This is a genomic window from Desulforamulus aeronauticus DSM 10349 (genome assembly GCF_900142375.1).
Taxonomy (GTDB): Bacteria; Bacillota; Desulfotomaculia; order Desulfotomaculales; family Desulfotomaculaceae; genus Desulfotomaculum; species Desulfotomaculum aeronauticum.
The window spans coordinates 21132-47212 of sequence record NZ_FRAR01000021.1; the positions used below are offsets into that span (position 1 = coordinate 21132).

The 26081-nt window shown below is 41.5% G+C and carries 27 protein-coding genes; 10 read left to right on the forward strand and 17 right to left on the reverse strand.

Going from position 1 to position 26081, the window contains the following annotated elements; translation table 11 throughout:
- From BUA78_RS13650 to BUA78_RS13665, 4 genes are all read right to left on the reverse strand, one after another.
- Complete coding sequence (locus BUA78_RS13650) at positions 1 to 402, reverse strand: hypothetical protein (protein WP_238456828.1); 402 nt, start codon at positions 400 to 402, stop codon at positions 1 to 3.
- Positions 403 to 750: 348 nt separating this feature from the next.
- On the reverse strand, positions 751 to 1110 hold the full coding sequence (locus BUA78_RS13655) for a rhodanese-like domain-containing protein (RefSeq protein ID WP_072915556.1): 360 nt from the start codon (positions 1108 to 1110) through the stop codon (positions 751 to 753).
- A gap of 6 nt (positions 1111 to 1116) precedes the next feature.
- Positions 1117 to 1530 (reverse strand): MarR family winged helix-turn-helix transcriptional regulator, encoded by a 414-nt coding sequence (locus tag BUA78_RS13660; RefSeq protein WP_072915558.1) that lies wholly within the window; start codon positions 1528 to 1530, stop codon positions 1117 to 1119.
- 501 nt (positions 1531 to 2031) lie between these two features.
- Positions 2032 to 2415, reverse strand: a complete 384-nt coding sequence (locus BUA78_RS13665) for a hypothetical protein (RefSeq protein WP_072915561.1) — start codon at positions 2413 to 2415, stop codon at positions 2032 to 2034.
- Positions 2416 to 2701: 286 nt separating this feature from the next.
- Here BUA78_RS13665 and sigI point away from each other — a divergent pair, with 286 nt between their 5' ends.
- Together sigI and BUA78_RS13675 are read left to right on the forward strand one after the other, a co-directional pair.
- On the forward strand, positions 2702 to 3430 hold the full coding sequence (gene sigI / locus BUA78_RS13670) for an RNA polymerase sigma-I factor (protein ID WP_072915564.1): 729 nt from the start codon (positions 2702 to 2704) through the stop codon (positions 3428 to 3430).
- Between the two features lie 6 nt (positions 3431 to 3436).
- A complete protein-coding gene (locus BUA78_RS13675; RefSeq protein ID WP_072915566.1) occupies positions 3437 to 4387 on the forward strand; it encodes an anti-sigma-I factor RsgI family protein in 951 nt (316 codons plus the stop codon).
- 90 nt (positions 4388 to 4477) lie between these two features.
- Here the strand turns inward: BUA78_RS13675 and BUA78_RS13680 are convergent, their stop codons facing one another.
- The 3 genes from BUA78_RS13680 to BUA78_RS13690 form a co-directional block, all read right to left on the reverse strand.
- Positions 4478 to 4681, reverse strand: a complete 204-nt coding sequence (locus BUA78_RS13680) for a hypothetical protein (protein WP_072915569.1) — start codon at positions 4679 to 4681, stop codon at positions 4478 to 4480.
- A gap of 107 nt (positions 4682 to 4788) precedes the next feature.
- Complete coding sequence (locus tag BUA78_RS13685; protein ID WP_072915572.1) at positions 4789 to 6249, reverse strand: sensor histidine kinase; 1461 nt, start codon at positions 6247 to 6249, stop codon at positions 4789 to 4791.
- Entirely contained in the window at positions 6246 to 6935 is a 690-nt protein-coding gene (locus tag BUA78_RS13690) for a response regulator transcription factor (protein ID WP_072915574.1), read from the reverse strand. Before BUA78_RS13690 ends, BUA78_RS13685 begins: the two co-directional genes overlap by 4 nt.
- Before the next feature lie 525 nt (positions 6936 to 7460).
- Here BUA78_RS13690 and BUA78_RS13695 point away from each other — a divergent pair.
- Together BUA78_RS13695 and BUA78_RS13700 are read left to right on the forward strand one after the other, a co-directional pair.
- A complete protein-coding gene (locus tag BUA78_RS13695; protein ID WP_072915577.1) occupies positions 7461 to 7811 on the forward strand; it encodes a hypothetical protein in 351 nt (116 codons plus the stop codon).
- A gap of 243 nt (positions 7812 to 8054) precedes the next feature.
- The gene (locus tag BUA78_RS13700; protein WP_072915580.1) at positions 8055 to 9080 is read left to right on the forward strand and encodes a copper amine oxidase N-terminal domain-containing protein; all 1026 of its coding nucleotides are present in this window, start codon (positions 8055 to 8057) and stop codon (positions 9078 to 9080) included.
- Between the two features lie 86 nt (positions 9081 to 9166).
- Here BUA78_RS13700 and rnk read toward each other — a convergent pair whose 3' ends face one another.
- Positions 9167 to 9580 (reverse strand): nucleoside diphosphate kinase regulator, encoded by a 414-nt coding sequence (rnk, locus tag BUA78_RS13705; protein ID WP_072915583.1) that lies wholly within the window; start codon positions 9578 to 9580, stop codon positions 9167 to 9169.
- A gap of 454 nt (positions 9581 to 10034) precedes the next feature.
- Between rnk and buk the strand changes: the two genes are divergently transcribed.
- The 3 genes from buk (at position 10035) to BUA78_RS13720 (ending at position 14240) form a co-directional block, all read left to right on the forward strand.
- Positions 10035 to 11099: a butyrate kinase gene (gene buk, locus BUA78_RS13710; RefSeq protein WP_072915585.1), complete on the forward strand. Its 1065-nt coding sequence runs from the start codon at positions 10035 to 10037 to the stop codon at positions 11097 to 11099.
- A gap of 37 nt (positions 11100 to 11136) precedes the next feature.
- The gene (locus tag BUA78_RS13715) at positions 11137 to 12084 is read left to right on the forward strand and encodes a bifunctional enoyl-CoA hydratase/phosphate acetyltransferase (RefSeq protein ID WP_274377398.1); all 948 of its coding nucleotides are present in this window, start codon (positions 11137 to 11139) and stop codon (positions 12082 to 12084) included.
- A 329-nt stretch (positions 12085 to 12413) separates the two neighbouring features.
- Entirely contained in the window at positions 12414 to 14240 is a 1827-nt protein-coding gene (locus BUA78_RS13720) for a DUF342 domain-containing protein (protein ID WP_072915590.1), read from the forward strand.
- Positions 14241 to 14605: 365 nt separating this feature from the next.
- On the opposite strand, the gene BUA78_RS13730 is transcribed toward BUA78_RS13720, so the two are convergent.
- From BUA78_RS13730 to BUA78_RS13740, 4 genes are all read right to left on the reverse strand, one after another.
- On the reverse strand, positions 14606 to 15049 hold the full coding sequence (locus BUA78_RS13730; RefSeq protein ID WP_072915595.1) for a universal stress protein: 444 nt from the start codon (positions 15047 to 15049) through the stop codon (positions 14606 to 14608).
- Between the two features lie 146 nt (positions 15050 to 15195).
- On the reverse strand, positions 15196 to 15318 hold the full coding sequence (locus BUA78_RS20885; protein WP_274377399.1) for a hypothetical protein: 123 nt from the start codon (positions 15316 to 15318) through the stop codon (positions 15196 to 15198).
- 41 nt (positions 15319 to 15359) lie between these two features.
- Positions 15360 to 16433, reverse strand: coding sequence for a YeiH family protein (locus BUA78_RS13735; protein ID WP_072915755.1), 1074 nt, complete (start codon positions 16431 to 16433; stop codon positions 15360 to 15362).
- 86 nt (positions 16434 to 16519) lie between these two features.
- The gene (locus tag BUA78_RS13740) at positions 16520 to 16981 is read right to left on the reverse strand and encodes a hypothetical protein (protein WP_238456829.1); all 462 of its coding nucleotides are present in this window, start codon (positions 16979 to 16981) and stop codon (positions 16520 to 16522) included.
- A 335-nt stretch (positions 16982 to 17316) separates the two neighbouring features.
- Here BUA78_RS13740 and BUA78_RS13745 point away from each other — a divergent pair, with 335 nt between their 5' ends.
- The 3 genes from BUA78_RS13745 to BUA78_RS13755 are packed head-to-tail and all read left to right on the forward strand — an operon-like array spanning position 17317 to position 21008.
- Positions 17317 to 18945, forward strand: a complete 1629-nt coding sequence (locus BUA78_RS13745) for an ATP-binding protein (RefSeq protein ID WP_072915600.1) — start codon at positions 17317 to 17319, stop codon at positions 18943 to 18945.
- Complete coding sequence (locus BUA78_RS13750; protein WP_072915603.1) at positions 18917 to 19531, forward strand: response regulator transcription factor; 615 nt, start codon at positions 18917 to 18919, stop codon at positions 19529 to 19531. The genes BUA78_RS13745 and BUA78_RS13750 overlap by 29 nt, the downstream gene beginning before the upstream one ends.
- Before the next feature lie 19 nt (positions 19532 to 19550).
- A complete protein-coding gene (locus BUA78_RS13755; protein WP_072915604.1) occupies positions 19551 to 21008 on the forward strand; it encodes a PAS domain-containing protein in 1458 nt (485 codons plus the stop codon).
- A 43-nt stretch (positions 21009 to 21051) separates the two neighbouring features.
- Here the strand turns inward: BUA78_RS13755 and BUA78_RS20280 are convergent, their stop codons facing one another.
- The 5 genes from BUA78_RS20280 to sdhA form a co-directional block, all read right to left on the reverse strand.
- Positions 21052 to 21216 (reverse strand): hypothetical protein, encoded by a 165-nt coding sequence (locus BUA78_RS20280; protein WP_175549026.1) that lies wholly within the window; start codon positions 21214 to 21216, stop codon positions 21052 to 21054.
- Between the two features lie 12 nt (positions 21217 to 21228).
- Positions 21229 to 22359, reverse strand: coding sequence for a YeiH family protein (locus BUA78_RS13760; protein WP_072915607.1), 1131 nt, complete (start codon positions 22357 to 22359; stop codon positions 21229 to 21231).
- A 226-nt stretch (positions 22360 to 22585) separates the two neighbouring features.
- Positions 22586 to 23512 carry a malate dehydrogenase gene (mdh, locus tag BUA78_RS13765; protein ID WP_072915610.1) on the reverse strand — a complete coding sequence of 309 codons (927 nt, stop codon included), beginning with the start codon at positions 23510 to 23512 and terminating at the stop codon, positions 22586 to 22588.
- Positions 23513 to 23558: 46 nt separating this feature from the next.
- On the reverse strand, positions 23559 to 24308 hold the full coding sequence (gene sdhB, locus BUA78_RS13770) for a succinate dehydrogenase iron-sulfur subunit (protein ID WP_072915612.1): 750 nt from the start codon (positions 24306 to 24308) through the stop codon (positions 23559 to 23561).
- A complete protein-coding gene (gene sdhA / locus BUA78_RS13775) occupies positions 24305 to 26062 on the reverse strand; it encodes a succinate dehydrogenase flavoprotein subunit (RefSeq protein WP_072915615.1) in 1758 nt (585 codons plus the stop codon). Before sdhA ends, sdhB begins: the two co-directional genes overlap by 4 nt.
- Positions 26063 to 26081 lie beyond the last annotated feature (19 nt).

The following is a 26081-nucleotide window of genomic DNA, read 5'->3' on the forward strand; positions in this document are numbered from 1 at the left end:
TTAATTCACCCCATTTACACCCTTGTTTTTCAATAACGCAGCAGCAATAATCACCATTAAGTTAAAAACACCAAAACCATAAATCACTGGCCAGTTAGGAGGCGCGTTGGGGTCTTGGGAATCATGACCACCATTGCCACCTATGTCATGGCTGTCGTGAGAGGAACCTTGGTCTCCTCCTACATTTCCTCCATGCTCACTTGCAGAAGTATCATGGGTCATGCCTTCCATATCATTCATATCATTCATATCATGTTCGCTCGTTTGATCCGAGTGGTTCATAGTACTCATATCATGGCCAGCATGGGGATCCGCGTGATCTCCTGCCGCCATTGCGCTGCCTACTAAGGGACCCGCCGCCAGCATAAATGCTAGCAATAAACTAAACCATTTTAACCTCACATCTTGCCACCCTTTCTATCCATTTTCTTTTTCTAACTAGCTATCCGAGGGCTCGTATATTTTCACATGGCTATGATACCTGATAAAGTTCACAGGGCTGTTACAAAAGTTTCACGTTTTTGTGATATAAATAAAAATTCGATTGTAGAATACTTTGTTCTCTGATAACAATTGGCAAAAGTTTTACAAAAAGAAAAAACGTCCTTTTACAAAGACGTCTCAGACTGTCAAAAAGCCAGCTTTCATCTTAATACAAAGCTGGCTTTTCCTATTTATGAGAGAAAACATTGTACTATGCAAAGAAGCCGAGCGTTTCAAACGCTCGGCTTCTTTGCATAGTACAGGCTATTATTCTACTGATTCAACGGGAAATCCCATCGTTGTCCAAGCTGCAATACCACCCGTCAGCTCAAGAACATCATAGCCATTCTCCAATAGTATAATCGCTGCTTTGGCAGCCATGTTGCACCATGTTTCCCAGCAGTACACAACAATTGTTTTATCTTTCGGCAGCTCACCCAGCTTTTCCGCAAGTTGGGCCAAAGGAAGGTGCTTTGCTCCCGCAATTTTCTGCTTCATAATATGTGGCGGCGCATTACGCACATCAACCAGCAAGAACTTGTCTGGTTCGGCCTTTGATGCATGGGTAAAGTCCATAGGACTGATTGTAGCCTCAACTTTTGCTTTGAAATAATCCATTTTACTCATTGCTTCCTACTCCCTTTCAATTTTATCTAACAATTTAAATAACTGTTCGATTTCATCCTGATTGAGCTTTTGCAGAAAAGTAGCCTCACAACGCTTCATGTCGGCCCACAATGATGTAATCAAATCTTCGCCAGCATCAGTTAAGACGAGGCAATAGGCTCTCCTGTCCGTTGGATGCTTCACACGCATTACAAACTGCTTTTTTTCAAGCTGATCGATTATCTGTCCCATTGTTGTCTGGTCAACCCGTTGAATGTTGGCAACCTCTTTTTGCGTTAAGTTTGGGTATTCATGGATAATCAGCATAGCTCCATTTTGCTTGGATGTGATGTCGGCCCGTATTAGATAGTCTTCAAAAAGCCCAAACATACGCTGTGATGCTTTTGCCAACTTAAATCCCAGAGATTCTTCTATTTTCATCTGCATTAATCACCATGCAATATAATAAGTATTACTTATTATAAGTATCACTTATTATATTTGCTTTGTCAAGTTTTTGGTTTCAATCTAGTAATGCCCTCCGTAAAAATTTCTATTTACACAAATAACTGTATATAGAAATTGTATAGAAATATCTACCTTTATTTATTGATTAAGGTTTTAAATATCACAAAAAAGTAATCTTCCTGTGACAGGATTGTAACAACCTTGCTATATATTTAAAAATGTAAGACCTCCGTTACCATCTTTCATATGAGTTGGCCCTTGCATAGGGCCATCTTTTTAAAACAACCCAGTTGGGTAAACAATAAATATCCGACAAATATAAACGGTTAAAAGAAGAAGTTTCCTGTTAGAGCAGACTTACAGTGCTGCTTTCTTTATAACTGCAATCGATCTATAGTCTTACAAACAACAACCTTATGTTAAGGAAGAAGCCAACCTCAGGCAGGAGGTTGGCTTCTTTGCTCTCTTCTCTATTTATTTATCAAAGCCCCTATGGCCACTGGCCATTGGCTGTCCGGTCATTGCAGAACCAGACATGGCTTGATGTTTATGGGTCATTCCCTGGTGGTTATGAGCCATCGGCTGACTGTTTTGGCTCATTGGGTAATTCATTGTTTGCTGGTGCATGGCCTGTCCAGCAGGTATTGTCTTAGACATTGCTTCCTGCATATCCTCAATACTTACTTCAGCCGTCGGCCCGGTAGCATTTTGCCTCATGGTTATAGTGGCCTTGGCAGCATCGGTATGCTGGCCTGGCATGGGGGTGTTGGTCATGGGCAGGGCGTAGGCTGCTCCCACCACTGAAATAGCCAAAATTAAAGTGGAAGCTCCGATAATCAATTTCTTTTTGCTTAGCATTTGTTAAACCTCCTGATGATTTTTTGGGGGAACTCCGGGTTTTCAGATCCCCCTTTTTCCTTTTCACCTACTCGTTCGTATGTAAAAACATTTTTTGGGTGGGTCAGATGTTGGAACATTGTACCAGTTCAAATTATCACGTAAATGTAACATCTATGTAAAAGTTTTGTGAAACCTGCCTGCTACAATTTTATACTAGGGGCGATTTGTACTTTTTCCTAATTATTTTAGTTAACCCACCGAAACAGACTGGTCCATTGCGAATGTCTAATAGCGGAGGAAAACAATGTTTCAATTTACACTCAAGCGATTATTGCAAAAAGCAAAAGACGGCGAAGCAAGGGCCAGAGAGGAACTCATTGTAAAGCACCGGGACTACATCGCCCGGGTAAGTTCCCGTATCTGCAAACGTTTTTTAAACTGGGAAAATGATGATGAACTAAGCATTGCCCTGTTGGCTTTCAATGAGGCCATTAACAGCTATGATTTTAACCAGAATGCTTCCTTCTCCTCCTTCGCTTACACCGTAATGCAACGACGTCTGACGGATTACTTTCGAAGAAATCCTGCTAAATACGAACTGTTGCTAGCAGCGAGCCCCGATCAAGCTGAAAATAATATGCTACTCTTGCTAGAGCAACAATCTCATAACTCCTATCAAGAAGGTTTGCAGCAGGAAAGAATGGCCGCAACCATCGAACTATTCCAACAGCATTTAAGCAAGTACAGCATTACTCTGGAGGATCTGGTGCAGTGTTCCCCCAAGCACCGGGATAGCCGAGAAAAATTGTTTCAGGTGGCCATGACCATTCTCCATAACGAAGACCTGCTGGGCTGCCTGCGTAATACCCGGAAGCTCCCTGCTAAAGAATTGATTGATATTACCGGCCTCAGTACCCGCGTACTGGAAAAGGGGCGTAAATACATTATTGCTACGGTACTCCTGTTCACCGAGCCGGACCTCTTGGCCCTTCAGAGGTTCACCAAACCATTCAGCCCCGAGACAGAGAGGTAATAACATATGGCAAAAGTAAAAGCAGTGGTTATGACCCACAGAGAGAACTACAAAAATGTATTGGTCTACACTGAAGACGGTCAATACCTAACTACCCACATCAAACCGGCCCCGCCAGTGGGCTCTACCGTCTATGTAAAGCCTCCGGCTTTACTAGCCAAGCCCAAGATGTTAGCCGTGGCAGCGGCGGTACTTTTAATCCTCTTCACCGGCCTGATACCCAATTTCGCTCCTACCCCGGCAGCGGCAGCCTATATAAACCTCGCCTGGCAACCGGAATTTGGGTTATGGGTGGATGCAGAGGGCAAAGTCACCCAGACTAATATAGTCGGTCAACCAGATAATGATTTTGCCACCACCCTAAAGGGGCAGGACCTTTATGCTGCCCTGGGTAAGTTATTACAATACAGCCTGGAACAGGATTATTTAGAAAAACAGACTATGGTGATCGGCACTTTGATTAAAATAAATGAGCAAAACCTTCCCCATATAACTGAACAGCAATTAAAAGACTTCCTTTACGATCAACTTGAAAAGCAGGGCTACCAGGGGTCACTGGTGGTAACCAGCCAGCCCCAAGGAATGATCCAAGCAGCCGAAAAGGCCGGAATGCCCCTGGGTAAGTACGCTGTCTACGAAGAATGCAAACAGCAAAATCAACCTGTAAAACTTGACCTGCTGAAGCAACAGGATGTACCCACCGCCTTATCTCAGGCAGGTGTCAAAGCTGGCGACGTCTTTGGCCATCATTATATGGAAGTTAAGGGACATCTGCAAAACCAGCAGGGTCACATGGAAAAGGGAACGATGATGCCCGGCGCATCTGATCAAACCCCGATGCATTCTCCCCAGGGACCTATGAACCATCACTCTATGCCGGATAGTAGCAGTTCCGGTTCCTCCCCCCACACAGACCCTGCTCAAGGCGGTCATATGGGAATGAACAGGCACAACTAAAACAACAAGCCAGGTAGTAAAATTTTCGCTACCTGGCTTGTTGTTTTTATACTATCATCCTTTTAGATTTATATTTGCCACAGGCCTAAGTTATTGGTTCCTTAGTCTTTGAAAATCATCCACTGTAATCTCTCCCTTGTCCAGCCGTGTGGAGCCACTGGTTTTCCTTTCAGCAACTCGTTCCCCCACGGCTGACAGAGCCCAAATCATCAGAAGTATCGGTAAAGTCATACCTACTATCATCATCAAGGACCAGAGAAAACCTGTGATACCATCAGCAAACGTCATCATCATAGTTTGCTCACTCCTTTGTTTCAAAGTGTAACTTTGATTTCTTAATCCATAGGATAACAAAGAAGTTTTACAAAGCTATAACAACTGTTTCACATTTTTGTAACACATTACTCCTTACAGTGTTTAACCGGCAGAACAATATTGAAGGTGGTTCCTTCGTTTAGCTTACTAGCTACATTAATCTGGCCTCCGTGGCCCTCTACAATCCTCTTCACGATGGCCAACCCCAAACCAGTGCCGCCTTGGATCCGGGCACGGGACTTATCCCCTTTGTAAAAACGCTCCCAGATCATGGGTAGATCCTCCGGTGTAATGCCTTCACCGGTATCGCTGATGCGCAGGTGCACTTGATTGGCCTTAGTGGTCACACGGAGGCCAATTTTACCCCCGGCAGGGGTATGTCTGATAGCATTCGCAATTAGGTTAATCAACACCCTTTCGATACGGTCACTGTTACAGATGACAGAAGGTAGCTTCTTCTCTATATTGATTTCCATTTGCAGACCTTTTTCAATAGCAAATTGAGCTAGCTTTCGCTGCACCCGGTCAATAATCTCTCGTAAATCACAAGGTTCTTGATCAAAATCAAAGTACCCCTCTTCCATACGCTTTAAATCCAATAAATCGTTAACTAGGCGCCTAAGGCGATTAATTTCCTCCAAAATGTTCTGAAGATACTCATCCCGTTCCTGTTCCGTTTTCACCAACCCGTCAATCATGGTCTCGGTGAAACCCTGCATGACCGTCAGGGGAGTTTTGATTTCGTGAGCAACATTGGTGACGAACTCCCGGCGGATTTGCTCCTGTTGTTCCAGTAGGCTGATTTTTTCCTGCAAACGAGAAGCTAGGGTATTAAGAGAGTTGGCTAGTAGGCCAATTTCATCGTTGGTTTGAATGTCCACTCGTTGTTGATAATTGCCACTGGCCATTGCCAGAGCCGCTTTGTTCATTTTCACCAGAGGCTTCGAAAGGAACCTAGAGAAAAACAAGCTTAGCAAGGCAGCTAGAATAACACCTCCGACGGCGGTGTAGATGGTTATCCTTTGCAATCGTTTCAGTTCATCTGCTATGGGATCTAGGGGAGCATGTATCATGACCGCTCGCTCGATATTATTAGCGTCTTTAAAGGGAATGCCCACCGATAATACGTCAGTATTAAGGAAGGGGTTGTTGCCCTTGTGGACCACCGCCTGACCCTGGTAGAGTTTTTCTAAATCCTCCATCCCCATGGGCCCGTGATGAGGGTTGTTCATGTCCATCGGCATATTCTTGGTACTAACGCCCATGCCCTGGCACTGCATGACAATGCCCTTTTCATTTAAAATCATTACATTGGCATTATACAGGTCGGCAATGAAAGCTACTTTCTGATCCAGAGCAACCGGGTCTTGCTCCGCCCGGGCAATATCTGCTACCTTATCACCCAAGGTTGTCAGTTGCTTGACCTGCTGCTCGTAGTACAAACCTTCCATAAAACTACTCTGGGCAGCACCGACGATGCCGATTACCAACAACAGCAAAATGGTCATGATCACCCACAGTTTGGTGACAATGTGGTTAATCTTCATGATTCCACCTCAAATTTATAGCCCACACCCCAAACAGTTTTAATATAGGAGGGAGCACCGTCCGTCCGCAGCTTGTCCCGCAAACGGTTAACGTGGGTATCAACGGTCCTAACGTCTCCGTAGTAGTCAAAACCCCAAACCTCCTCTAAAAGCTGCTCTCGGCTATAAGAACGCCCGCTAGACCGGGCCAACAGTGCCAGCAGATCAAATTCTTTGGGGGTCAGTGTAATGGGTTTTTCTTTAACCAGTACTTCCCGACTAATTAAATCAATGCTCATGCCAGGTAACTTTAAAAGGTGTTCTTCTTTTTTCTCCCCCGCCTCTGTCCGGCGCAGTACCGCTTTAATGCGGGCCACCAGTTCCCGGGGGCTGAAGGGTTTACCCATATAGTCATCGGCTCCAAACTCCAAGCCTAGAATACGGTCTACCTCATCATTTTTGGCCGTCAACATGATGATGGGTACCTTGGAGACTTTGCGGATTTCCTGGCACACGGTTACTCCATCCAGTTTAGGCATCATCACATCCAGCACGATTACATCCCAGGCTTCGGCCCGGAACTTACGCAGAGCTTCCTCACCGTCTTTCGCTTCCCCCACCTGATATCCCTCATTGGTTAAATAAATGCCAATGACCTGGCGAATTTTATCTTCATCATCTACCACTAGTACATGTAAAGGGCTCATACTAGAAACCTCCTTCATTAATCCCTTAAGGATTCCTGTGTCTATAGTAAAGGGAAAAATATACCCTGTCAAAGCTTGCAAATAATTGTCACAAAAATGTTAAATTTGTTAGAAAAACTTGGCTTGTGCCAAGTCTTTGACGCAGGCAGAAGCATTAGTTTTTCTTATACTTTCGTCAATAGAAATTTTATACTTTCTGAAAGTGCGAGAAGGTTGCTAGCCCAACCAATTAGCAAGGATAAACCATTACTAAAAAATTACCTTGCTACTTTTAACCTTTTTATTTTTTATGGGGGCAAATATAAACAAAATGTGATATTCCTGAAACAGTTTTGTGAAACTTCTTTGCTATAGTAATACCTGTAAGAACAACAACTGGTCGGGAGGTGAGCCAAATGTTTACAAAACACTGGATGCTCCCCGCAGTGGCCCACTGCAAGGGCGGCTGCTGAAAACGTCCAGAAATGAGACGGTAATGGCTACAATTAAATATAAATTAAAAACTATTAGATGGAGGAATGAATCATGAAACGTAAAATTACTGCCGGTATTGTAACTCTTGCCTTAGGTGCCCTACTGGTACCTGCTGCTTTCGCTGCCAGCGATAATACCCAAGGAAACACACCACCCAGCACCCAAAACCAGCAATACTTTAATCAAATGTTTGACTGGCACAAAACCCAGCTGGACAATGCAGTTAAAAACAATCAATTGACCGAAGATCAAGCCCAAGCCTGGAACCAGCACTTTGACCAAATGAGGGATTTTCATAATCAGTACGGCATGGGTATGGGTAGGGGCTCTGGCATGATGGGTAACTGTAACGGTTTTGGCCCCGGTATGATGGGTAATTTCAGCGCCCCTGCCAATAAGTAAATGTAGCCATCAGGAAAACGCACGAACCCCTGTTTCAAGGGTGTTGGTGCGTTATTCTTATAGAGACGACATTTGCTTTATAAACAAAGTAAGAGCTGTTTTTCCTACTGAAGCCCTGCCTGTATAAGAAGCCCTCTTCACACTCTGCAACACTAGGTTGTGTCATAAAAGATATTGTGAAACATTTTTAAGTAATAACCGTCTAGTAAGATGTAAGTAATTTTTCGAAAAGGAGACGACAGAATGAACTTAAAAAATGTACTTGCAGGATTTTTATCGGTTGCGATTTTATCAACTACATCCGTAACAGCTTTTGCGGCGACCACAGGAGATCTACAAATTACTAACGATATAGCGAGCACTGAAGTAAGTGCAAAACAATCATATTTCAACTCTTTTACCGGCACAGTTAAAGAAATAAGAGAATCTGAAAATGTGAAAGGTTCAAAATTCATTACGGTGGAAAGTGAAGGCGGGTCAACAGCCAACATCGTAGTATCTAATGAAACCTATGTTGTGAATAATGCGGAAATCATTGTAGGCTCGGTAATCACCGGATTCTATGATGCCAACGCTCCCATGTTAATGATTTTCCCGCCACAATACAACGCCAAAGTTGTTGCTGTTGAAAACAAAGAGCAAAATGTTAAAGTAGATGTATTTGATAAAGACTTAGTTAGTGCTGACCATTCTTTAAAACTCAATATTAACGAGGATACAAAAATTGCCTTAGAGGATGGAACAGTTTTTGACGGCGAACTCGCAAATAGAAAGCTGGTCGTAATTTATGGAGTAACTACTAAAAGTATCCCTGCTCAAACAAACCCAACCCAAATTGTGGTATTGTATGAAAAGGCAGTTCCTCCCATTCATAACGTAACAGATGAGGAAAAAGCCTCCCTTGTTGGAGATGTTTCAACCAAAGAGATCATTGTTAATAACAAAAAAATAGAAGCCCCGGCTGCTTATACTAATAACCAAGGCACTGTCATGGTACCGCTTCGTGTCATCTCAGAAGCACTAGGATTTGACGTGACTTGGAGTGACGAGTCGCAAAGTATTATGCTTGGCCAAGGTATCTCTTTAACACCAGGGAAAGATAACTACGTTTACATGAAAACTTCTCCTATTCAACTGGGAACAGCCCCGGAATTAGTTGAAGGAACTACCTTTGTCCCCTTAAGCTTCTTCAAGGAAGTAACTCGCATGAATAATGCCTATGTGTTTGAATCCCAAATTGTCATAGATAATGGTACCCCTATGCAATAACCTACCCTTAACGTAGCAAAAACCCCTCTTCACTTGTAGATGGTTTATTTTACCATCCAGTTGGAGAGGGGTTTTTTACATATTTATTACAGATCAAAATCTCCCGCCGCCTCAGGCTGATAAAGCAATTTCTCTACTCTCAACTTTACCACACCATCCGGTACTTTCCATTCCAGCACATCCCCTATCCGGTACCCTAGAATCGCGGTACCTACCGGAGCCAATACAGAAATTTTATCATTAAGCAGGTCTGCCTCTTCGGGGTAAACCAGGGTATAAACCATTTCTTCTTCGGTATCTAAATCTCTTAATAATACCTCTGAATTCATCGTAATAACATCAGGCGGTATCTCTTGCGATGTTACTATATTCGCTCTATCTAATTCCTGTTCCAAGTTAATCAAATATTCTTTAGTACCAACATTAAACTCTTTTTCCTTATCAATTAGCTTCTTTAGCCTAAGTTGGTCAGTATTTGTGATATAAATGATTCTGGACATGGTATCAACCTCTCTTCTTTTCCTTATTAACTTACCAAACTAAAAAATTCACAAAAATTCATAAAGATACAGCGACTATCATATAGAGGATAGTCGCCGATAAAAAATATATCTAGTTAGCCGTTCCGAGGTAACTTACTTTAGGTCATTATATTAAATATTGGTGCTTAAGTAAAGCTAAATAATAGTGTTTATAATTATCATCTTTTGTCGGTACTATTTACATAGTAATAATGGTTTTATTAGCTTATCAATATAGTACGCTTCTTTTCCCATGGGGATTTCTTCGGAGAATCACAACATTGAACTTACTACATCCTGTTTAGAATTGAAAGAAGAAATATGAAGATATTTGTCGAAATTCTTTGGTATAATCATAGAGAAAAGTACTTGGGACAAAAATTATTGAAACCAGCCCCTTTATTCATCTAAATCTTACATGGAGTGATCAAACTTGCTGATATTTGTCATTAATCCTGGCTCTACCTCCACTAAGATCGCCGCTTTTCAAAATGAACAAGTTCTCTGGAAAGAAGTTATAGATCACCCGGATCAAGATATTTGCTCCTTTGCAAAAATCGCTGATCAGTACCGTTACCGAATGGAGGCGATAATAACTGTCCTCAAAGAAAAGGCATACCAATTAGAACAATTCCATGCCATCGTAGGCCGGGGAGGTTTATTAAAACCCATGCCCGGCGGAACCTACCTTGTGGACGAGTATTTAGTTAACGAGTCGCACAATGCTCCCGGCGGAGAACATGCTTCTAATCTGGGTGCCGTTATAGCCTACCATCTAGCCCAATCGGTCAATATTCCTTCTTATATCGTAGATCCGGTAGCTGTGGATGAAATGGAGCCGGTAGCTCGCCTGTCCGGACACCCTGAGCTACCACGTATAAGTCTATCCCACGCATTAAATATGAAAGCTGTAGCCCGTAAGGTAGCCCGGGATCTTGGCAAAAGTTATGAAGATATGAATTTTCTTATCGCTCACCTGGGAGGGGGTATTTCGGTAACCCCCCACCGTCGGGGCCAAATGATTGATGTTAATAACGCCAATCATGAAGGACCCTTTTCACCGGAGCGCTGCGGTACCCTGCCCTCTGCTCAGTTGATCAAATTATGTTATGCCGGCAAATATACTGAAAAAGAAATGTTGACTAAGGTTCTCAAGGAAGGTGGCCTGTATGCTTACCTTAGAACCAAAGATGCCCGGGAAGCAGAAAAACGCATGACTGAAGGAGATGCCCAGGCTAGATTAGTCCTGGAAGCAATGTGTTACCAAGTAGCCAAAGAAATCGGTGCCATGTCTACGGTGCTAGCTGGACAAGTAGATCGTATCGTCCTTACTGGCGGTCTAGCCCATTCCCAATTTATCACCGAGGAAATCACCCGACGGGTCTCCTTCATTGCACCGGTAACTCTGGTTCCCGGTGAGGAGGAAATGGAAGCCTTAGCCTTGGGAGCACTAAGAGTATTAAAAAAGGAAGAAACAGCTAAAATTTATCGTGTGTAAAATAGATACCACTCAATTTGTCAGTTTAGGAGTGTTGTTGATGCAATTTAAGAACTTTGATCAAGTTCTGAAAGGCGTAAAAAGTTTACCCAAGCTACGGGTCAGTGTAGCCAACGCCCAAGATGAAAAGGTTTTACTGGCTCTCAAAAAAGCCATGCAAGAAGGTTTTGTGGAACCTGTCCTCGTGGGTTCCCGTAGCGAAATTGAACGAGTTGCTTGGGATATCAACTTTGATTTAAAAGGTATTGAAATTTGGGAAGCAGACGCCCTGGGGGCTCCTGAAGTAGCTGTTAAACTAGTCCGAGGTGATTTCTGCCAGGTATTAATGAAGGGACTGGTGAACAGCAGCACTTTCTTGAAGGCGGTATTAAACAGTGAATGGGGTTTACGTACAGGGAAGGTTCTTAGCCATTTAGCTGTTTATGAGGTAAAAGGCTATGACCGTCTACTATTTTTAACGGATGGTGGCCTGAATATCGCTCCGGATCTTGAAATGAAAAAACATATTTGTCAAAATGCCATTGATTTTGCCCATTCTCTGGGCATTACCCTACCCAAGGTAGCTGTTCTCTCCGCCAATGAGCAAGTTAACCCTAAAATGCCAGTCACCCTGGAAGCCCAGCAAATTAGTCAAATGGCCCAAAAAGGTGAAATTACCGGCGCCCTGGTGGATGGACCCCTAGCCTTGGATATCGCCATTAGTAAGGAAGCTGCTGAACACAAGGGAATTAAGAGTCCGGTGGCTGGACAGGCAGATATTTTGCTGGTTCCTAATATTGAAGCAGGTAATCTGTTAGGAAAATCCATTACATACTTTGCCGGTGGTTTAATGGCAGGGGTTGTTTTAGGTGCCGGAGCACCGGTGGTCCTCCCTTCCCGGGCAGACACTCCCCAGGCTAAACTGCTTTCATTAGCTCTCGCCTGCCTGGCCAAACATGGCATGAATAATCAGGATAAATTTCGCTGCGAACAAATAACCGGATAATCCGTTCTTGCTAAATAGACTATAATCTACAAGGCTCAATTCTTACAACAATGACTTATTTTGAACATAATATCATTTGCTTAGAGGAACTAAGCATAATATGACGAATTTTAAAAATAGCATAAATTATGAATGTTGACTAATTCTTCCTAAGTAAATTGCCCCCCATGTATACAAAATATTTTAGCCGGTATTATTTAGTAAATTGGCATAAAATTTTTATGACAAAATTTCTCTTTCTGATAGCCTAAAAAAGAAAATGCCGAAAGATTTAAAAATAATGTCCGATATTATTTCTAAAAGAGAGATTTGAAGAGGGGTAATAATGTATGGAAAATACCAGTGGTGATAAAAATTTAACCTCCCCAAATCTACAGGCTTCGGTTCCTAATTCTAGCCCCACTGAAAGAAAGGGCTTGGCCTGGGTAAAAGATGGTAAAATATTTGTCCAAAACCCAATAGGTGATGCTCCTAAGGCTACTTTTACACCATCCCCAGAAGTTCAGGTACTGGTTAATGGCAACCCCATTATCAGTAAAACGGAATTGTCTCAGGAAGATAGCATTGAAATAACATGTATTAGTCATACCGAACCTGGTCAGATCAAAGTACTGGTTTCCCCAGACAAAATGAATGGGATTCTTGAACTAAGCAACGAATATATAAGTACTTTTGAATTGGTAGATAGCCAACCAGCCAATAATTTAACAGTAAAAACAACACGCAAAAGAGAATTGGCTTTTGCCCATACTAAAGAATCCTTGCTTAAATTGCTTCATACCAACAACGTGATTTATGGCATTGATGTAGCTGCCTTGGATGATTTAATCAAGAATCCCCAGGATGGCATGGTGGTAGTAGCAAGGGGCCTCGCGCCAGGTGCTTCCACCGACGATTATATCGAACTATTATTTGACCAAAAAAGCAACGTACCCTTAGAAGATTTTTCAGGAAAGATCAGTTTTAAAGAACAAAGTAATATCCAATCGGTAACATCTGGCGAAACCTTAGCCCAAAAAGTTCCCGGAAAAATCGGTACCCCTGGTATCAACGTTTTTAATCAACCCTGCGTAGCCCGAGAACCAAAACGAATTGACCTAGTAACGGGACCTGGTGCAGAACTCTCTGAGGATGGTAGCAAAGCCATTGCTACCAATGATGGACAGCCAAAAGTGAAGAAAGCTGCCAACACCATGGTTATTTCTGTGGAACCAGTGCTATCGATAAATGGAGATGTTAACGTAAAAACCGGCAACATCCGCTTTAAAGGTGATGTTAATATCATCGGCTCCGTGGAAAATGATATGAGTGTCAGTGCCACAGGCAATATTACAGTTAATAACCTTATCACCAAGTGTACCATTATTGCAGGTGGTGATATTGTCATTAAAGGAAATATTGTTAACTCTGAAGTTGTCAGCGGTGGTTTTATTGTATTGTGTAATACGTTAAAACCTCTGTTAGGGGATTTATTAAAAATCCTGGAAGACATCTATATTTCAGCCTCTTTAATGATGGAAAAACTTCCAGCCAAGTCAAATGTTATCTTTGGCAATGTGTTGGTTTTATTAATTGAGAAGAAGTTTATTCACTTCCCTTCTTTACTTGAGCGTACCAATAAAAAGTTAAAACAACTGGATTTAAAATTATTGGGTAACTTCGAAAATACTTTGGAAAAAATAATTGCTAGCTTGACAGGGATTAACATCCTAAATTATAAGACTCCTGCGGATTATCAGCAAGTATTACATGAATTAAACAAGTTCTTTTATTTCATAGATTCCTTAATTAGCAAACGAAGCTTAGTCAATGTAAAAGTAGCCTTAAATTCTGTCATCCGCAGTTCTGGAGATGTTATGGTCAGTGGCGGATTATTTAATACCCATGTAGTGGCCGAAGGAAATGTAAAGGTTGATGGTATTGTGCGAGGGGGCATTATTGAGGCGCTAGATGATGTAACAATAAAGCAAATTGGCTCAGAAATGGGTACAAAATCAATCGTTAAAGTAGCAAGTGGTAAAAAGATAAAATTAGATCATGCCCTCGATGGAGTGACAGTTCAGGTTGGCAAAATGAGTCGCATTCTGGACAAACCTCTGAAAAATATTGAAGTTTCTTTAGACGAAGAAGGCTATCTACAATTTAAAAACAAATAAAACGAGCCAGTTGGCAAAAACCAGCTGGCTCGTTTTATTCTGTATTATCTCTTTTATCGTCATTATTAAAAAAAGTATATAAAACCACGATACAAGCTGTTATGGGAATCAGCACCCAGGCATCCTCGTAGCTATAACACCTTATGACAAAGTAAAGCAGCATTGCTATTAAAAAACAAGGGAAAATACTGACTAAATACATGACAAATTCTTTTAGTGTGGGATCAAGAATTATTTTCATAGTCATGCCCCGTTCCTAAAATAACAATCTTAATAGTTATTTTAGCATAGAAAAATTTCTACACAAGGCATTTGGCAGAATATTTACATATTTGACAAAATTAATTGTCTTAATAATGACAAATTTATTTTATAATTAACAATGAAGTCTTTCCATCAGCAATTACCTTTTCTTTGACTTTGCTAGATGTATTACCCGGGGACTTGGGCTTTGTACCGAGAATTAATAAATCGTAGCTTCCTTGTCTTATCTCACCGGCAATTACGTCCCCAGGTTTGCCATCCCTCACCTTCCATTCCATTTTAATTTCAAGAGTATTGGTCAGCTTACTAAAATAATCATACACCTCTTTTTGTTTGGCATTGGCCATATCATGGATGTATTGAATGAATTGATCCTTCGTAATTGCACTGGCCAGTTGATCCACATAACCGTAATGGTCGAGACCTGTTTCAGAAATATGGAGTATTGTTACGTTGGGCTTGATAAGCTTAATAAATTCTGTAAGCTCTATCGTAAAGTTCTCTTTTTCTTCTCCGTGAACTGCAATTAAAATATTTTTATACAAGAGCCTCCTCCTCCCCCACTTTCACCTTAGAAAAACTTAGCTTGTTCTTTCATCAATAGAAATTTTATACTTTTTGAAAGTGTAAAGATAGTATAGCAGGGTAGGTTAAAATTTAACCTACCCTGCGTTTCTGGGAAAATTCTAATTTAAGCCATTATCTTAGCTACAAGCAGTAATACTATACCCAAAGAGATAACCATATAATCTTGCTTTCTAACCTTACGGTCAGCAGCTCTTTGTTCATCAAGCGCGCTATTTTTTTCAGTCATTTAGAAGCACCTCCACTTTTATATTCCAACTAATCAATTACCTAAAAGGGAAGCAGATATTTTACGATCAGCAGAGCGATTACTGCCTTAATGGCACCTACTATAAAGCCTAAGATAATACCGTCTTTACCTGCTGCTTTCATATCGGAGAATTTAGTGGTCAAACCAATGCTAGCAAAACCTAAAGCAAAGCACCAGTTCATAGTTTCACCAGCAAACTTTACTTCTTCTTTGCTAAAGAGACCAGCAGTGTTAGCTAAAACTGCAACTAAGAAAGCCAGTACGAATACGGGGAATTTATCCATAATAAACTGAGATTTGTTGATGCTGCTAGTAGCTTGAGTATCGTTTTTCAGCACTAACATAACTACATACAGTACAACAAAGGGCAGTAATACAACACGACCCATGTTATAGATACCAGCCATTAAACCTGCATCATGACCATACGCCATACCAGCAGCCAGAACTTGAGCAGAGTTAACGATACCTACACCAACCCAAGCACCAAACTGGTTTTGAGTTAAGCCCATCAATTTACCTAAAGCAGGGAAAGTAAACAAAGCGATCAAACCAAAGATTAAGATGGTAGCAATGGTGTAAGCCATTTCTTGGCCTTTCGCTTTAACTGCAGGACCAGTGGCTACAGTGGCGGACACACCACAGATAGAGAAGCCAGCTGCTAAGCAACCTGCTAAGGAATCTGTCATTTCATAACGTTTGCGGAGCCAGAAAGTCAACATAACCGTAGCAAACAAAGCAATCGTAATAAAGATCATACTCACAGTACCTACCTTAACTAAAGAGGCCAAGGTATATTTGGTACCCATAATAACAATACCTGTCTTGGTTAAAATGGTAGAATACTTAAGACCGGGTTCTAAAACGGAAGGAACACCCATGGTGTTACGAATAATCATACCAAAGATAATTGCTAATAGGATATGATTTAAAAGTGTTGCTTCAAAAAATGCTTTGTGGTTGGCTTTCAGGTATCCTTCACCCCACATCGCTGCCACTGCCAATAATGCTACTAGAATTAGGCCGGGAATTGCTTTAATAAACTGTTCACTAATGCTTTGACTTTTGACCTGACCAATTTGTGTTTGTGCCAAGATCAATACACCTCCATTTTTTGTCTTCCCTTTTTGCTGGTTAGTTATTTAATGTCTTTTCTCTCCTCCCTCCAGGTAATAAAGTATTAATATACTGAAACTAAAGGTGCTGTATCATAAATCTGTTTGGTATCTAGGTTGCGAATGCTACGGACTAAGAAAATATCCTCTTCATATTTACCAGTCAACCCCACGGGATCTTTGAGTGAGACATCAATTGTTTCGTTATACTTAGGTCCTACATATTTACGGAAAACAGTGTTAATCTGGCCCCGTTCCTTTGTATCGATCAACATTTGACCTTCAATGCAGATTATATCTCCATCAACTATCCTATTCCATTGCACTTCCAATACTTCGCCATTTATACTATCAGTTTCCGGTATTTGAGATTCCCTCAGTATTTTGTTTATTCTACCAACATTAAGCATTAGTTTAGGCAGGATGATAATTACTAAAGGAGTCACACACAATAAAAGGATGATAATCCAACCATACCATTTAACAAGCTTTTCCTTTTTAGGTTGTGAGACGTTGTGTTTAACCACTACGTTATCAACTCCTAATATTTGTTCTTGCTTGTATTCACTTGCACAATCTGTTCTGCAACAGCGATGACGTTAATGAAATCTTAATATTTCCCAAAATAATAATCAATAATCAAGGAAGACTATGAATGTAAGTACTCATAGGATGACACTTTTGTGTCAGTTTACCGATCTTTATTGTGTATTTTACAAGACTTATATTATGTCTTGTAAAATACACTTAACCAAGCAATCCTTGCCAGCATCCAAAAGGATTCCGGTATCACCTTGTCGAAACAACAGCATAAAGACACTATGCTTTAGTAAGGGTAAACTGCTAAAATGGACGGGATAAAATGACAATTAATAAAAAGTATTTGACTATATCCATCATACTGGTTGTACTATCGATTGCTTGTTGCTTATTTTTGTTAAAAAATATTCGTCAGACCGATCGACAAATTAATGCCTTCCAACAGAATCAAGAGCGTATTGCCCAATTGAATCAATTTATTTTTCACTTAGATCAAGCCAGTGGCAGCTTAGGTGACTATATTCTTTTTCAGGATAAGCAACAGTTAAAAAATTACTATCAGTCTGGCTCCGACTGGCTTACGAATGAAGCCAGTCTCTACGATCCTGAGAATCCTGATCGAAATAAAAAAGTTTTAGAGCTTATTGAAACCTATCAAGCCTATTTATCTTTTGTAGAAAGTAAAATCTTAATTAATCAGGGTAACTTTAACGAAGGTGCTTTATTTAAAGAAAACGAAGAATATACTAATAGTCTTCGGAATAAAGTCAATATTCTCTTAAAATCTTATCAGCAAGAGATCCATGTTTTCTCCAGGGAAATTAATAGTAACAGTAATCATCTAAAATATATTGTGCTTTTTATCCTAATCTCTGCCCTGCTACTGCTGCCCTTTGTGGTATACTTAATGTTTAGACCCGCCATTAAGAAAGGGGTCTATTTAAGTTATTGCTTTCGTAATACAACGACCGCCCTTCTTTTTATCAATACTACAGGTGTTGTAAAGGATTTAAACAAAGCAGCCCAGGACTTATTTGAATTATTCCCAGAGGCGATACTGGATAAAAATATAGATAAGTTTCCAGAACAGTTTCCTCATCTACAAAGAATTACCCAACCACTATTTCATGCTTTGCTGTATCAAGAAGAGCAACTTAAGGCAAGAGTAACTCTTTATAAGGATGGGCGTCCGCTAGAATTAGCCGTGGATTATATTCCCGTCTTTTTAATGAATCGATTAATCGGCGCCTTATTAATGGCAAGACCAGCCACTGATCAAAAGGACAAACCTCTTTTGTTAGATACTTTGGAAAAAGAAAGAAAGAGAATTTCCATTGAAATTCACGATTGGATTGCCAGATATATGTCTACCATCATTCATTCCCTAGACTTTACCCTAAAATTGCACCAAAACGGGGATTTAAAAGGTGATGAGCTGATCCAAAGGCTGTCCGACCTGCGCAATCACTGTCAAAATGCAGCCATCGAAATGCGAGGCATTATGAATGATATCCACCCCTACCTTATTGATAAAGTAGGTTTAATTTCTGCTTTAGAATCTTACATCCCGACCTTTGAAAAACTAAATAAAATTAGAGTTTTTATTTTCTATCAGGATCGTGCTTTAAGAATAAAAAAGAAAGATGAGATTATCATTTATAGAATTATCCAGGAAGCTCTCAGTAATATCGTCAAACATGCTAAAGCCACGGAAGTCGATATTAATTTTACCTTAGAGAATGAGACTATGGTTATTGAGGTAATGGACAACGGAGAAACCCAGGGGGATTTTATGGCCGGCAAGGGACTATGGGGTATGAAAGAGCGGGCTGGTCTAATCGGTGCTGAGATTCACTTTGGGCACTGTGAAACAGGTTTTTGTGTTACTCTTACTGTACCTATTCTACCAGGAGGTAAACCAGATGGAGAAAATCAAGATTATGTTAATTGAGGATCACAATGTCTTCCGCCAGGGACTTAAGCAACTTCTGGAACTGGAAAATAATATGACAGTGGTGGCTGAGGCAGGATCTTGCCAAGAAGCCCTGGCCAAGCTAACTTCGGATATTGATGTAATTTTGCTGGATATTGGCTTACCCGATGGGGATGGTCTCGATTTAGCTGTGCAAATCAAGAATATATATCCTGCCATTAAACATGTAGCCCTTACCACCTATGATGATCCTGTTTTTATTAAGAAAGCTATGGAGTGCGGTGTTAAAGGATTTGTCCCCAAATATGCGTTCTTTGATGAAATAAAATCCGCGGTACTGATGACCAGCCGTGGTAGTTCCTATCTATATCCCGGTTTAAATACAGAAACTCTGCTACATCTTTCAGATTCTGGCTTATCTGAAAAGGAAATGAGTATTCTATCATTATTAGCCAGTGGTAAAAATCAAAAGGAAATTGCTGCCGACCTCTATATGAGCCTTTCTACCTTTCGCAGAAGATTACGGGACATTTTTACTAAATTAAATGTTCACTCTGTTGAGGAAGCCCTTACTATTGCAGTAAAACGGGGCATTATCAAGTAAACTTTTCGGAGGAAGCTCAATGAAACAATCCCCTTTAATCCGAACTTTTTTTCCTAGTTTTTTTACGGTATTTCTAATTAGTATTTTCTTAGTTTTTGCCATCATGGAATTTCGCCATACCAAAGACTTAATTACTCAATATGAGGCTGGCATTCAACAAATTGCTTTATATAATACAAACCAATTTCTGAACGAAATAAAAAACTTCAGTACTGATACGGCAAAAAAAATCGACCTGGAAAAACCACTAAATATAAATCAATTTGTAGCCAGTGTGCAAAAAAATCCTCTCGTTAAAGATGTGTATCTGCTTGATAAAGCAGGGAACCTGCTTGCTACCACCAATAGTGAACCTGACATCAATCGCTCTATGGTGCAGGAAGCAGCAAACCTAAAGGGCTACATCACTCTTTTATCTCCTGTACACATGGATAGCCTATCGAAAAATAAATTAGTTACCGTTCTAACGCCCCTGCAAATTCTTGACAATAGAATTTTGGCCATTGATTTTCATCTGGAGAACTTTCAAAATGAAATATTACAAGAATTTCTCAGTAGAAACTACGCTGTTGCTGTTTTTGATCATTACGGAAATGCCGTTGTCTGGCCCTTTGAAGACAAACAACTGAGTAAGCTTAGTTTCAATCAAGAGAGTTTTGTTTATGAAAACAAACGATACAATGTACTTTCAGTAGAAACTGAGAATAACATTTGGCAAGTCCATTTTTTCTTCAAAGCTAACAATATCGAAATATTTCGCGCCCTCACCATCCTCTTGCTAGTTTTCGCTTTGTACGTCTGCCTATACGAACTACTGGTCGAGTACTGGGGGGTTAATACCGCTAAAACCTATTTTGAAAACATTGATTTTGCCATCTTTAATCAACTTAATGAAGGGGTCATGATAGCTAACAATTCTGGACGCATTTTATTTGCCAATGAAACTGCCCACCGCATGTTTGCAGATAGAAAAAGTCTGTTAAGAAATGTACGCCTTAAGGAAATTTTAGGAAACCTTGATTTACAAAAAGAACATTATGGTTCCTTATCCTTCTCTTTAAAGTTATCTGATAAATTATTAAAGGCTATCCACTCGCCGATTATTAAACATAATAAAATCTTAGGTTCCCTTACGGTAATCAGAAATAAAGACGATGGTGACAACAGCATCGCTCCTATTATGGATAAGGTCTTCGAGAGCATTCCACAAGGAATCATTTTTGTTAGTAAACAGCACGAAATTTCCCATGCTAATCTTATTGCCAAATGTTTCTTTACCAACTTAATTAAGGGTACCGGTATAGAGGTGGTGGACCGAGAGCTTGCAGATTTTATTTACAAGAATATTGACTCTTACTCTGTCAAAAGGGTTACTCTTTCAACCGGCATTTCCTGTGAGATCACCCCGGTACATGATGAGGATGGTATCTACGTAGGTACGGTTGTCTACATCCTTAGTGATACTCCAGCAATATAAAAGTCCTTACCTTACCACAACTGGTAAGGTAAGGACTTTTGTTTTATTGGTGGATAACTAACACCATAATAATGATTAAGGTGGCTAAAGACAAGGCCGCATAATCTTCCATTCGCTCAGTAACAAAGGGGGAAAAAAGCCTCGGCTCATGGTCTTTTGCTGGTCTTTTTCTTCTCAAATTGCTACTTTTCAACTTATCAGTCTTCACATCATCATCACCTTACGGATTCTCTGGTATTAGTAAAAATACAACAATAAGTGCCAAAATGGCTTTAAAAAGTGCTGCTGCTGAACCCACTAGCAAAGGCTTGCCCCCTGCCCTGGTTAACTCTGAAAAGGATATTTGCATTCCCAATCCTGTTAGGCCAATGGCAAAGAACCAGTTGTAAAGTTTACGAATGGTAATTAACTCCTGTGAGGGTGGAGAAGTTTGGCCGAAAAATCCCAACGAAGTTAAAAATACCATGGCTAAAAAGCCAAGCACAAAAATCGGAAATTTACTGGCTAAACCGGTATGCACATTTATCTCATCGTCTGGTAACTGAGCAGTGCGGCTGGTTATGGCTGCCAAACCAAGCACCACAAAGGGTAGAAACACCACCCTGGCTAAATTATAAATTTCACCGGTCTTAAGGCTTACCGATGCATGATTAGCAGTCCCCGGATCATAGATGAGGCAAACCGCTAAAACCTGTCCTGAACTCAAAATTCCTGTCCCAGACCATACCCCAAATTGGTGGGGGCTTAATTCTAAGAGGTGACCAATAAAAGGAAATAAAAAGATCGACACCACTCCGTAGGTAAGAATGGTCGCGATGGAAAAAACCACATCCGTCGTTTTCGCCCTGACTGCAGGAGCGGTAGCTACTATGGCAGATACCCCACACACTGCTGTACCGGCAGATAATACCGCGGCAGAGGCTGGATCCATCCCGGCACGTTTCCCTAGCCACAAAGTAAAAAGCAGGGTTAAAATGACAAAAGAAGTGATTAAAAGAATCGCTGTAAAACCCAGTTTTGCCACATCCGCCAGGCTGTATAAGGAACCTAATAAAATAACCCCTAATTTAATGAATAGCCTTGATGTCGACACCCCTGCCATAATCCAATTCGGCAGTGTAAATAGATTACCAATTAACATGCCTATGAGAATACTAAGCAATATATAGTTTAAACGAAGTGCATCAATAAAAAAGGTCTTCGTCATAGGATTTAATTTAAGATAGGATTCTAAGCCTGGCCAAGGTATGCCGAGGTCCTGGCCACCCATCGTTAGTATTGCAATGGCAAACATCAGCAGAATACCGGGAATAGTCTTAATCAATCCTGACGGTTTATTGGAATATGCCATCTAGTTCTCCTATAAATTATTGATGTCCATATTTCTCATACTATATTATACCAGAACTGTGTATATTTCGATATCAAACAAATAAAAACCCATTCAAAACCGCCGGTTTTTAAAATCTTTCCTCCAAACCTTAAAAGCAATGCCAATAAGCCAAACTGTTTTCATGTTAAAAAAGCTTACAGTTGTTTAACCGTAAGCTTTCGTCAGCAATTTATCTACTCTTTGATTAACCTATTTTTGCCATGTTGGTTCTTACTGAATTAATGGAGTTACGTAAAGCAGTTATTTCTGTCTCATCTAAATCTAATTCAATAATTTTCTCCACACCGTTACCGCCGATAATAGCGGGAACACCGGAAAATACATCACTTTCACCATACTCACCTTGCAGATAAGCCGATACAGGCAGAATACGTTTTTTATCCTTCAAGATACATTCCGCCATTTGCATAACCGAAGCACTGGGGGCGTAGTAGGCACTTCCTGTTTTCAGGTAGTTGACAATTTCAGCACCGCCCTTTCTAGCACGGTCAACCATAGCAGACAGGCGATCGGCAGGAATTAGTTTTTCCACCGGAATACCACCCACATAGGTATAGCGTACCATCGGTACCATATCATCACCATGGCCGCCCAGCACAAAGGAAGTTACATCTTCAAAGGATACATTTAATTCCCTGGCAATAAAGGTACGGAAACGGGCAGAATCCAAGACACCGGATAAACCAAAGACACGGTTTGCTGGGAAACCACTGGCCTTGTAAGCTATGTAAGCACTAACATCCACCGGGTTGGTTACCACTAATAAATAGGCATTGGGTGAGTATTTTACCACTTGCTCGGTTACATTACGCACAATCCCCGCATTAATGTTTAAAAGATCATCACGGCTCATGCCAGGCTTACGAGCCATACCGGCGGTAATAACCACCACATCGGAATCGGCCGTGTCAGCAAAATCATTGGTACCAATAATAATGCTGTCATAGCCCTCCACGGGAGCAGCTTCCATTAAATCCAACGCTTTTCCTTGGGGAATACCTTCTGCCACATCGATCAGGACAATATCGCCCAATTCTTTAGCAGCAGCCCAGTGGGCACAGGTTGCCCCAACATTTCCTGCACCGACAATGGTTATCTTATTTCTTTTCATGGGTTGTTCCTCCTATGATTCATTATTGTAAGTCCAACTAGAATTTTTAGCGACCTAACCATCTTTTTACACCATGGATGGTAGTATCTCTGTTAAGTTGGGCAATGGATTTCGTTAAGGGTATTTGTTTCGGGCAAACCTTAATACAGTTCTGGGCATTGCCGCAGTCGGTAACTCCCCCTACTCCCATGATGGCATCCAATCGTTCTTCCCGATTCATTGCTCCGGTAGGATGGGCATTAAACAGCTTTACCTGAGCCAACGGAGCCGGGCCAATAAACTTGGACTTATGATTGACGTTGGGACAAGCTTCCATGCAGCAACCACAGGTCATGCAGCGGGATATGGGATAATGCTCTTCTTGAACTTTCTGAGCCATACGGGGACCCGGTCCCAGGTCGTAGGTACCGTCAATGGGAATCCAGGCTTTCACCTTTTTCAAGTTGTCAAACATTTGGCTGCGGTCAACCATTAGATCCCGTACTAAGGTAAATTTGCTCAGAGGTTCCAGCTTAATTGGCTGAGTAAGCTGATCCACTAAAGCTGAGCAGGCTTGTCTGGCCTGGCCGTTAATGATCATGGTACAGGCCCCACATACTTCTTCCAGACAATTGCATTCCCATACTACCGGAGTGGTGGCTTCTCCTTTAGCATTGATCGGCTTCTTTTGAATCTCCATCAGAAGGGTAATCACATTCATTTTAGACCTATAAGGAATTTTAAATTCTTCCCAAAAAGCAGGCTCCTCAGGCCCCGCTTGACGTTTAACTTTTAAGGAAACAAACTCCTTGCTCACTTGTTAGCCGCCTCCTTATCCACATCATACCGCCGGGGTCTGGGTTGAATGAGGGATACATCTATGTCGTCATAGCTAAATACCGGCCCCTCTGCAGTATAGCTGGCTTTGGTGGTTTTTAACCAATTGGCATCATCGCGCTCCGGGAAATCAGGCTTATAATGAGCCCCCCTACTTTCATTACGGTTCAACGCTCCTAGGGTAATAACCCTTGCCAACTGCAGCATATGCCACAAATGGCGGGTGAAAGCAGCTTCCTGGTTGGCCCATTTACCTTTATCCACTAGGTTAATGTTGTGCCATCTTTGCAAGAGTTCTTGAATTTTTTCGTCAGTTTCCTGCAGCTTTTTGTTGTAACGAACCACTGTAACATTCTCGGTCATCCAATTGCCCAGTTCTTCGTGCAACTGATAAACATTTTCCTGGCCGTTCATCTGATAGATTTGATCCATCAACGCCTGCTGCCGCTGCTGCTCCCGGGCAAAAACAGTGGCTGGTAGATCACTGCAGCTCTTCTTAAGGGATTTACTATACTTTACAGCATGGGGGCCAGCCACCATGCCACCGTAGATGGCCGACAGCAGTGAGTTGGCTCCCAAACGATTCGCCCCATGGTACTGGTATTCGCACTCGCCACAGGCAAATAAACCAGGAATATTGGTCATTTGTTGATAATCTACCCAAAGCCCCCCCATGGAATAGTGTACCGCAGGGAAGATTCGCATGGGCACTTGGCGCGGGTCGTCTCCCACAAAGCGCTCATAAATCTCCAAGATACCGGCAAGTTTTTTATCCAAAATATCCCGGTTAATATGGGACACATCCAGATAAACCATATTTTGCCCATCAATGCCTTGTTTCAGTTCATAGCATACTTTATAAATGGCCCGTGTGGCAATATCACGGGGCACTAAATTACCATAGGCTGGATACCATTCCTCTAAAAAGTACCAGGGTTTACCATCTTTATAAGTCCAAACCCTTCCCCCTTCACCCCGGGCAGATTCACTCATAAGTCTTAGTTTATCATCTCCGGGAATGGCGGTAGGGTGAATTTGCATCATTTCCCCATTGGCATAATAAACACCTTGCTGATAAACTGCGCTGGCTGCAGCCCCGGTGTTAATGGTGGAGTTGGTGCTTTTGCCAAAAATAATGCCACAGCCACCCGTGGCTAAAACAACCGCATCAGCCGGGAAGGCTTGGATTTCCATAGATTTTAAATTCTGCGCGGTGATGCCCCGGCAGACTTGATCATCGTCTAGAATAACCGATAGCAAATCCCAACCCTCATATTTATCCACCAGCCCCGCTACTTCATAGCGTCTTACCTGTTCATCCAAGGCATAAAGCAATTGCTGGCCTGTGGTAGCTCCGGCAAAGGCCGTCCGGTGATGCTTACTGCCCCCAAAACGCCGAAAATCAAGCAATCCCTCGGGCGTACGATTAAACATCACGCCCATACGATCCATTAGATTGATAATGGCCGGTGCCGCCTCACACATATCCTTAACTGGGGGTTGGTTAGCTAGGAAATCTCCCCCGTAGACGGTATCATCGAAGTGAATCAGCGGAGAATCACCCTCCCCTTTGGTATTAACTGCTCCGTTAATACCTCCCTGGGCACAAACTGAGTGGGAGCGTTTTACCGGTACCAAAGAGAATAATTGAACTTTAACACCCATTTCCACAGCCTTAATGGTTGCCATCAGGCCCGCCAGGCCCCCACCAACGATAATAATGGTATTTTGCATGCTGAAACCTCCTGCACTC

Bases quoted from the DNA above. Each gene is read 5' to 3' on its own strand.
- BUA78_RS13655 (WP_072915556.1), bottom strand. From the start codon at position 1,110: ATGAGTAAAATGGATTATTTCAAAGCAAAAGTTGAGGCTACAATCAGT.
- BUA78_RS13660 (WP_072915558.1), bottom strand. From the start codon at position 1,530: ATGAAAATAGAAGAATCTCTGGGATTTAAGTTGGCAAAAGCATCACAG.
- BUA78_RS13665 (WP_072915561.1), bottom strand. From the start codon at position 2,415: ATGCTAAGCAAAAAGAAATTGATTATCGGAGCTTCCACTTTAATTTTG.
- sigI (WP_072915564.1), top strand. From the start codon at position 2,702: ATGTTTCAATTTACACTCAAGCGATTATTGCAAAAAGCAAAAGACGGC.
- BUA78_RS13675 (WP_072915566.1), top strand. From the start codon at position 3,437: ATGGCAAAAGTAAAAGCAGTGGTTATGACCCACAGAGAGAACTACAAA.
- BUA78_RS13680 (WP_072915569.1), bottom strand. From the start codon at position 4,681: ATGATGATGACGTTTGCTGATGGTATCACAGGTTTTCTCTGGTCCTTG.
- BUA78_RS13685 (WP_072915572.1), bottom strand. From the start codon at position 6,249: ATGAAGATTAACCACATTGTCACCAAACTGTGGGTGATCATGACCATT.
- BUA78_RS13690 (WP_072915574.1), bottom strand. From the start codon at position 6,935: ATGAGCCCTTTACATGTACTAGTGGTAGATGATGAAGATAAAATTCGC.
- BUA78_RS13695 (WP_072915577.1), top strand. From the start codon at position 7,461: ATGAAACGTAAAATTACTGCCGGTATTGTAACTCTTGCCTTAGGTGCC.
- BUA78_RS13700 (WP_072915580.1), top strand. From the start codon at position 8,055: ATGAACTTAAAAAATGTACTTGCAGGATTTTTATCGGTTGCGATTTTA.
- rnk (WP_072915583.1), bottom strand. From the start codon at position 9,580: ATGTCCAGAATCATTTATATCACAAATACTGACCAACTTAGGCTAAAG.
- BUA78_RS13720 (WP_072915590.1), top strand. From the start codon at position 12,414: ATGGAAAATACCAGTGGTGATAAAAATTTAACCTCCCCAAATCTACAG.
- BUA78_RS20885 (WP_274377399.1), bottom strand. From the start codon at position 15,318: ATGACTGAAAAAAATAGCGCGCTTGATGAACAAAGAGCTGCTGACCGT.
- BUA78_RS13745 (WP_072915600.1), top strand. From the start codon at position 17,317: ATGACAATTAATAAAAAGTATTTGACTATATCCATCATACTGGTTGTA.
- BUA78_RS13750 (WP_072915603.1), top strand. From the start codon at position 18,917: ATGGAGAAAATCAAGATTATGTTAATTGAGGATCACAATGTCTTCCGC.
- BUA78_RS13755 (WP_072915604.1), top strand. From the start codon at position 19,551: ATGAAACAATCCCCTTTAATCCGAACTTTTTTTCCTAGTTTTTTTACG.
- BUA78_RS13760 (WP_072915607.1), bottom strand. From the start codon at position 22,359: ATGGCATATTCCAATAAACCGTCAGGATTGATTAAGACTATTCCCGGT.
- mdh (WP_072915610.1), bottom strand. From the start codon at position 23,512: ATGAAAAGAAATAAGATAACCATTGTCGGTGCAGGAAATGTTGGGGCA.
- sdhA (WP_072915615.1), bottom strand. From the start codon at position 26,062: ATGCAAAATACCATTATTATCGTTGGTGGGGGCCTGGCGGGCCTGATG.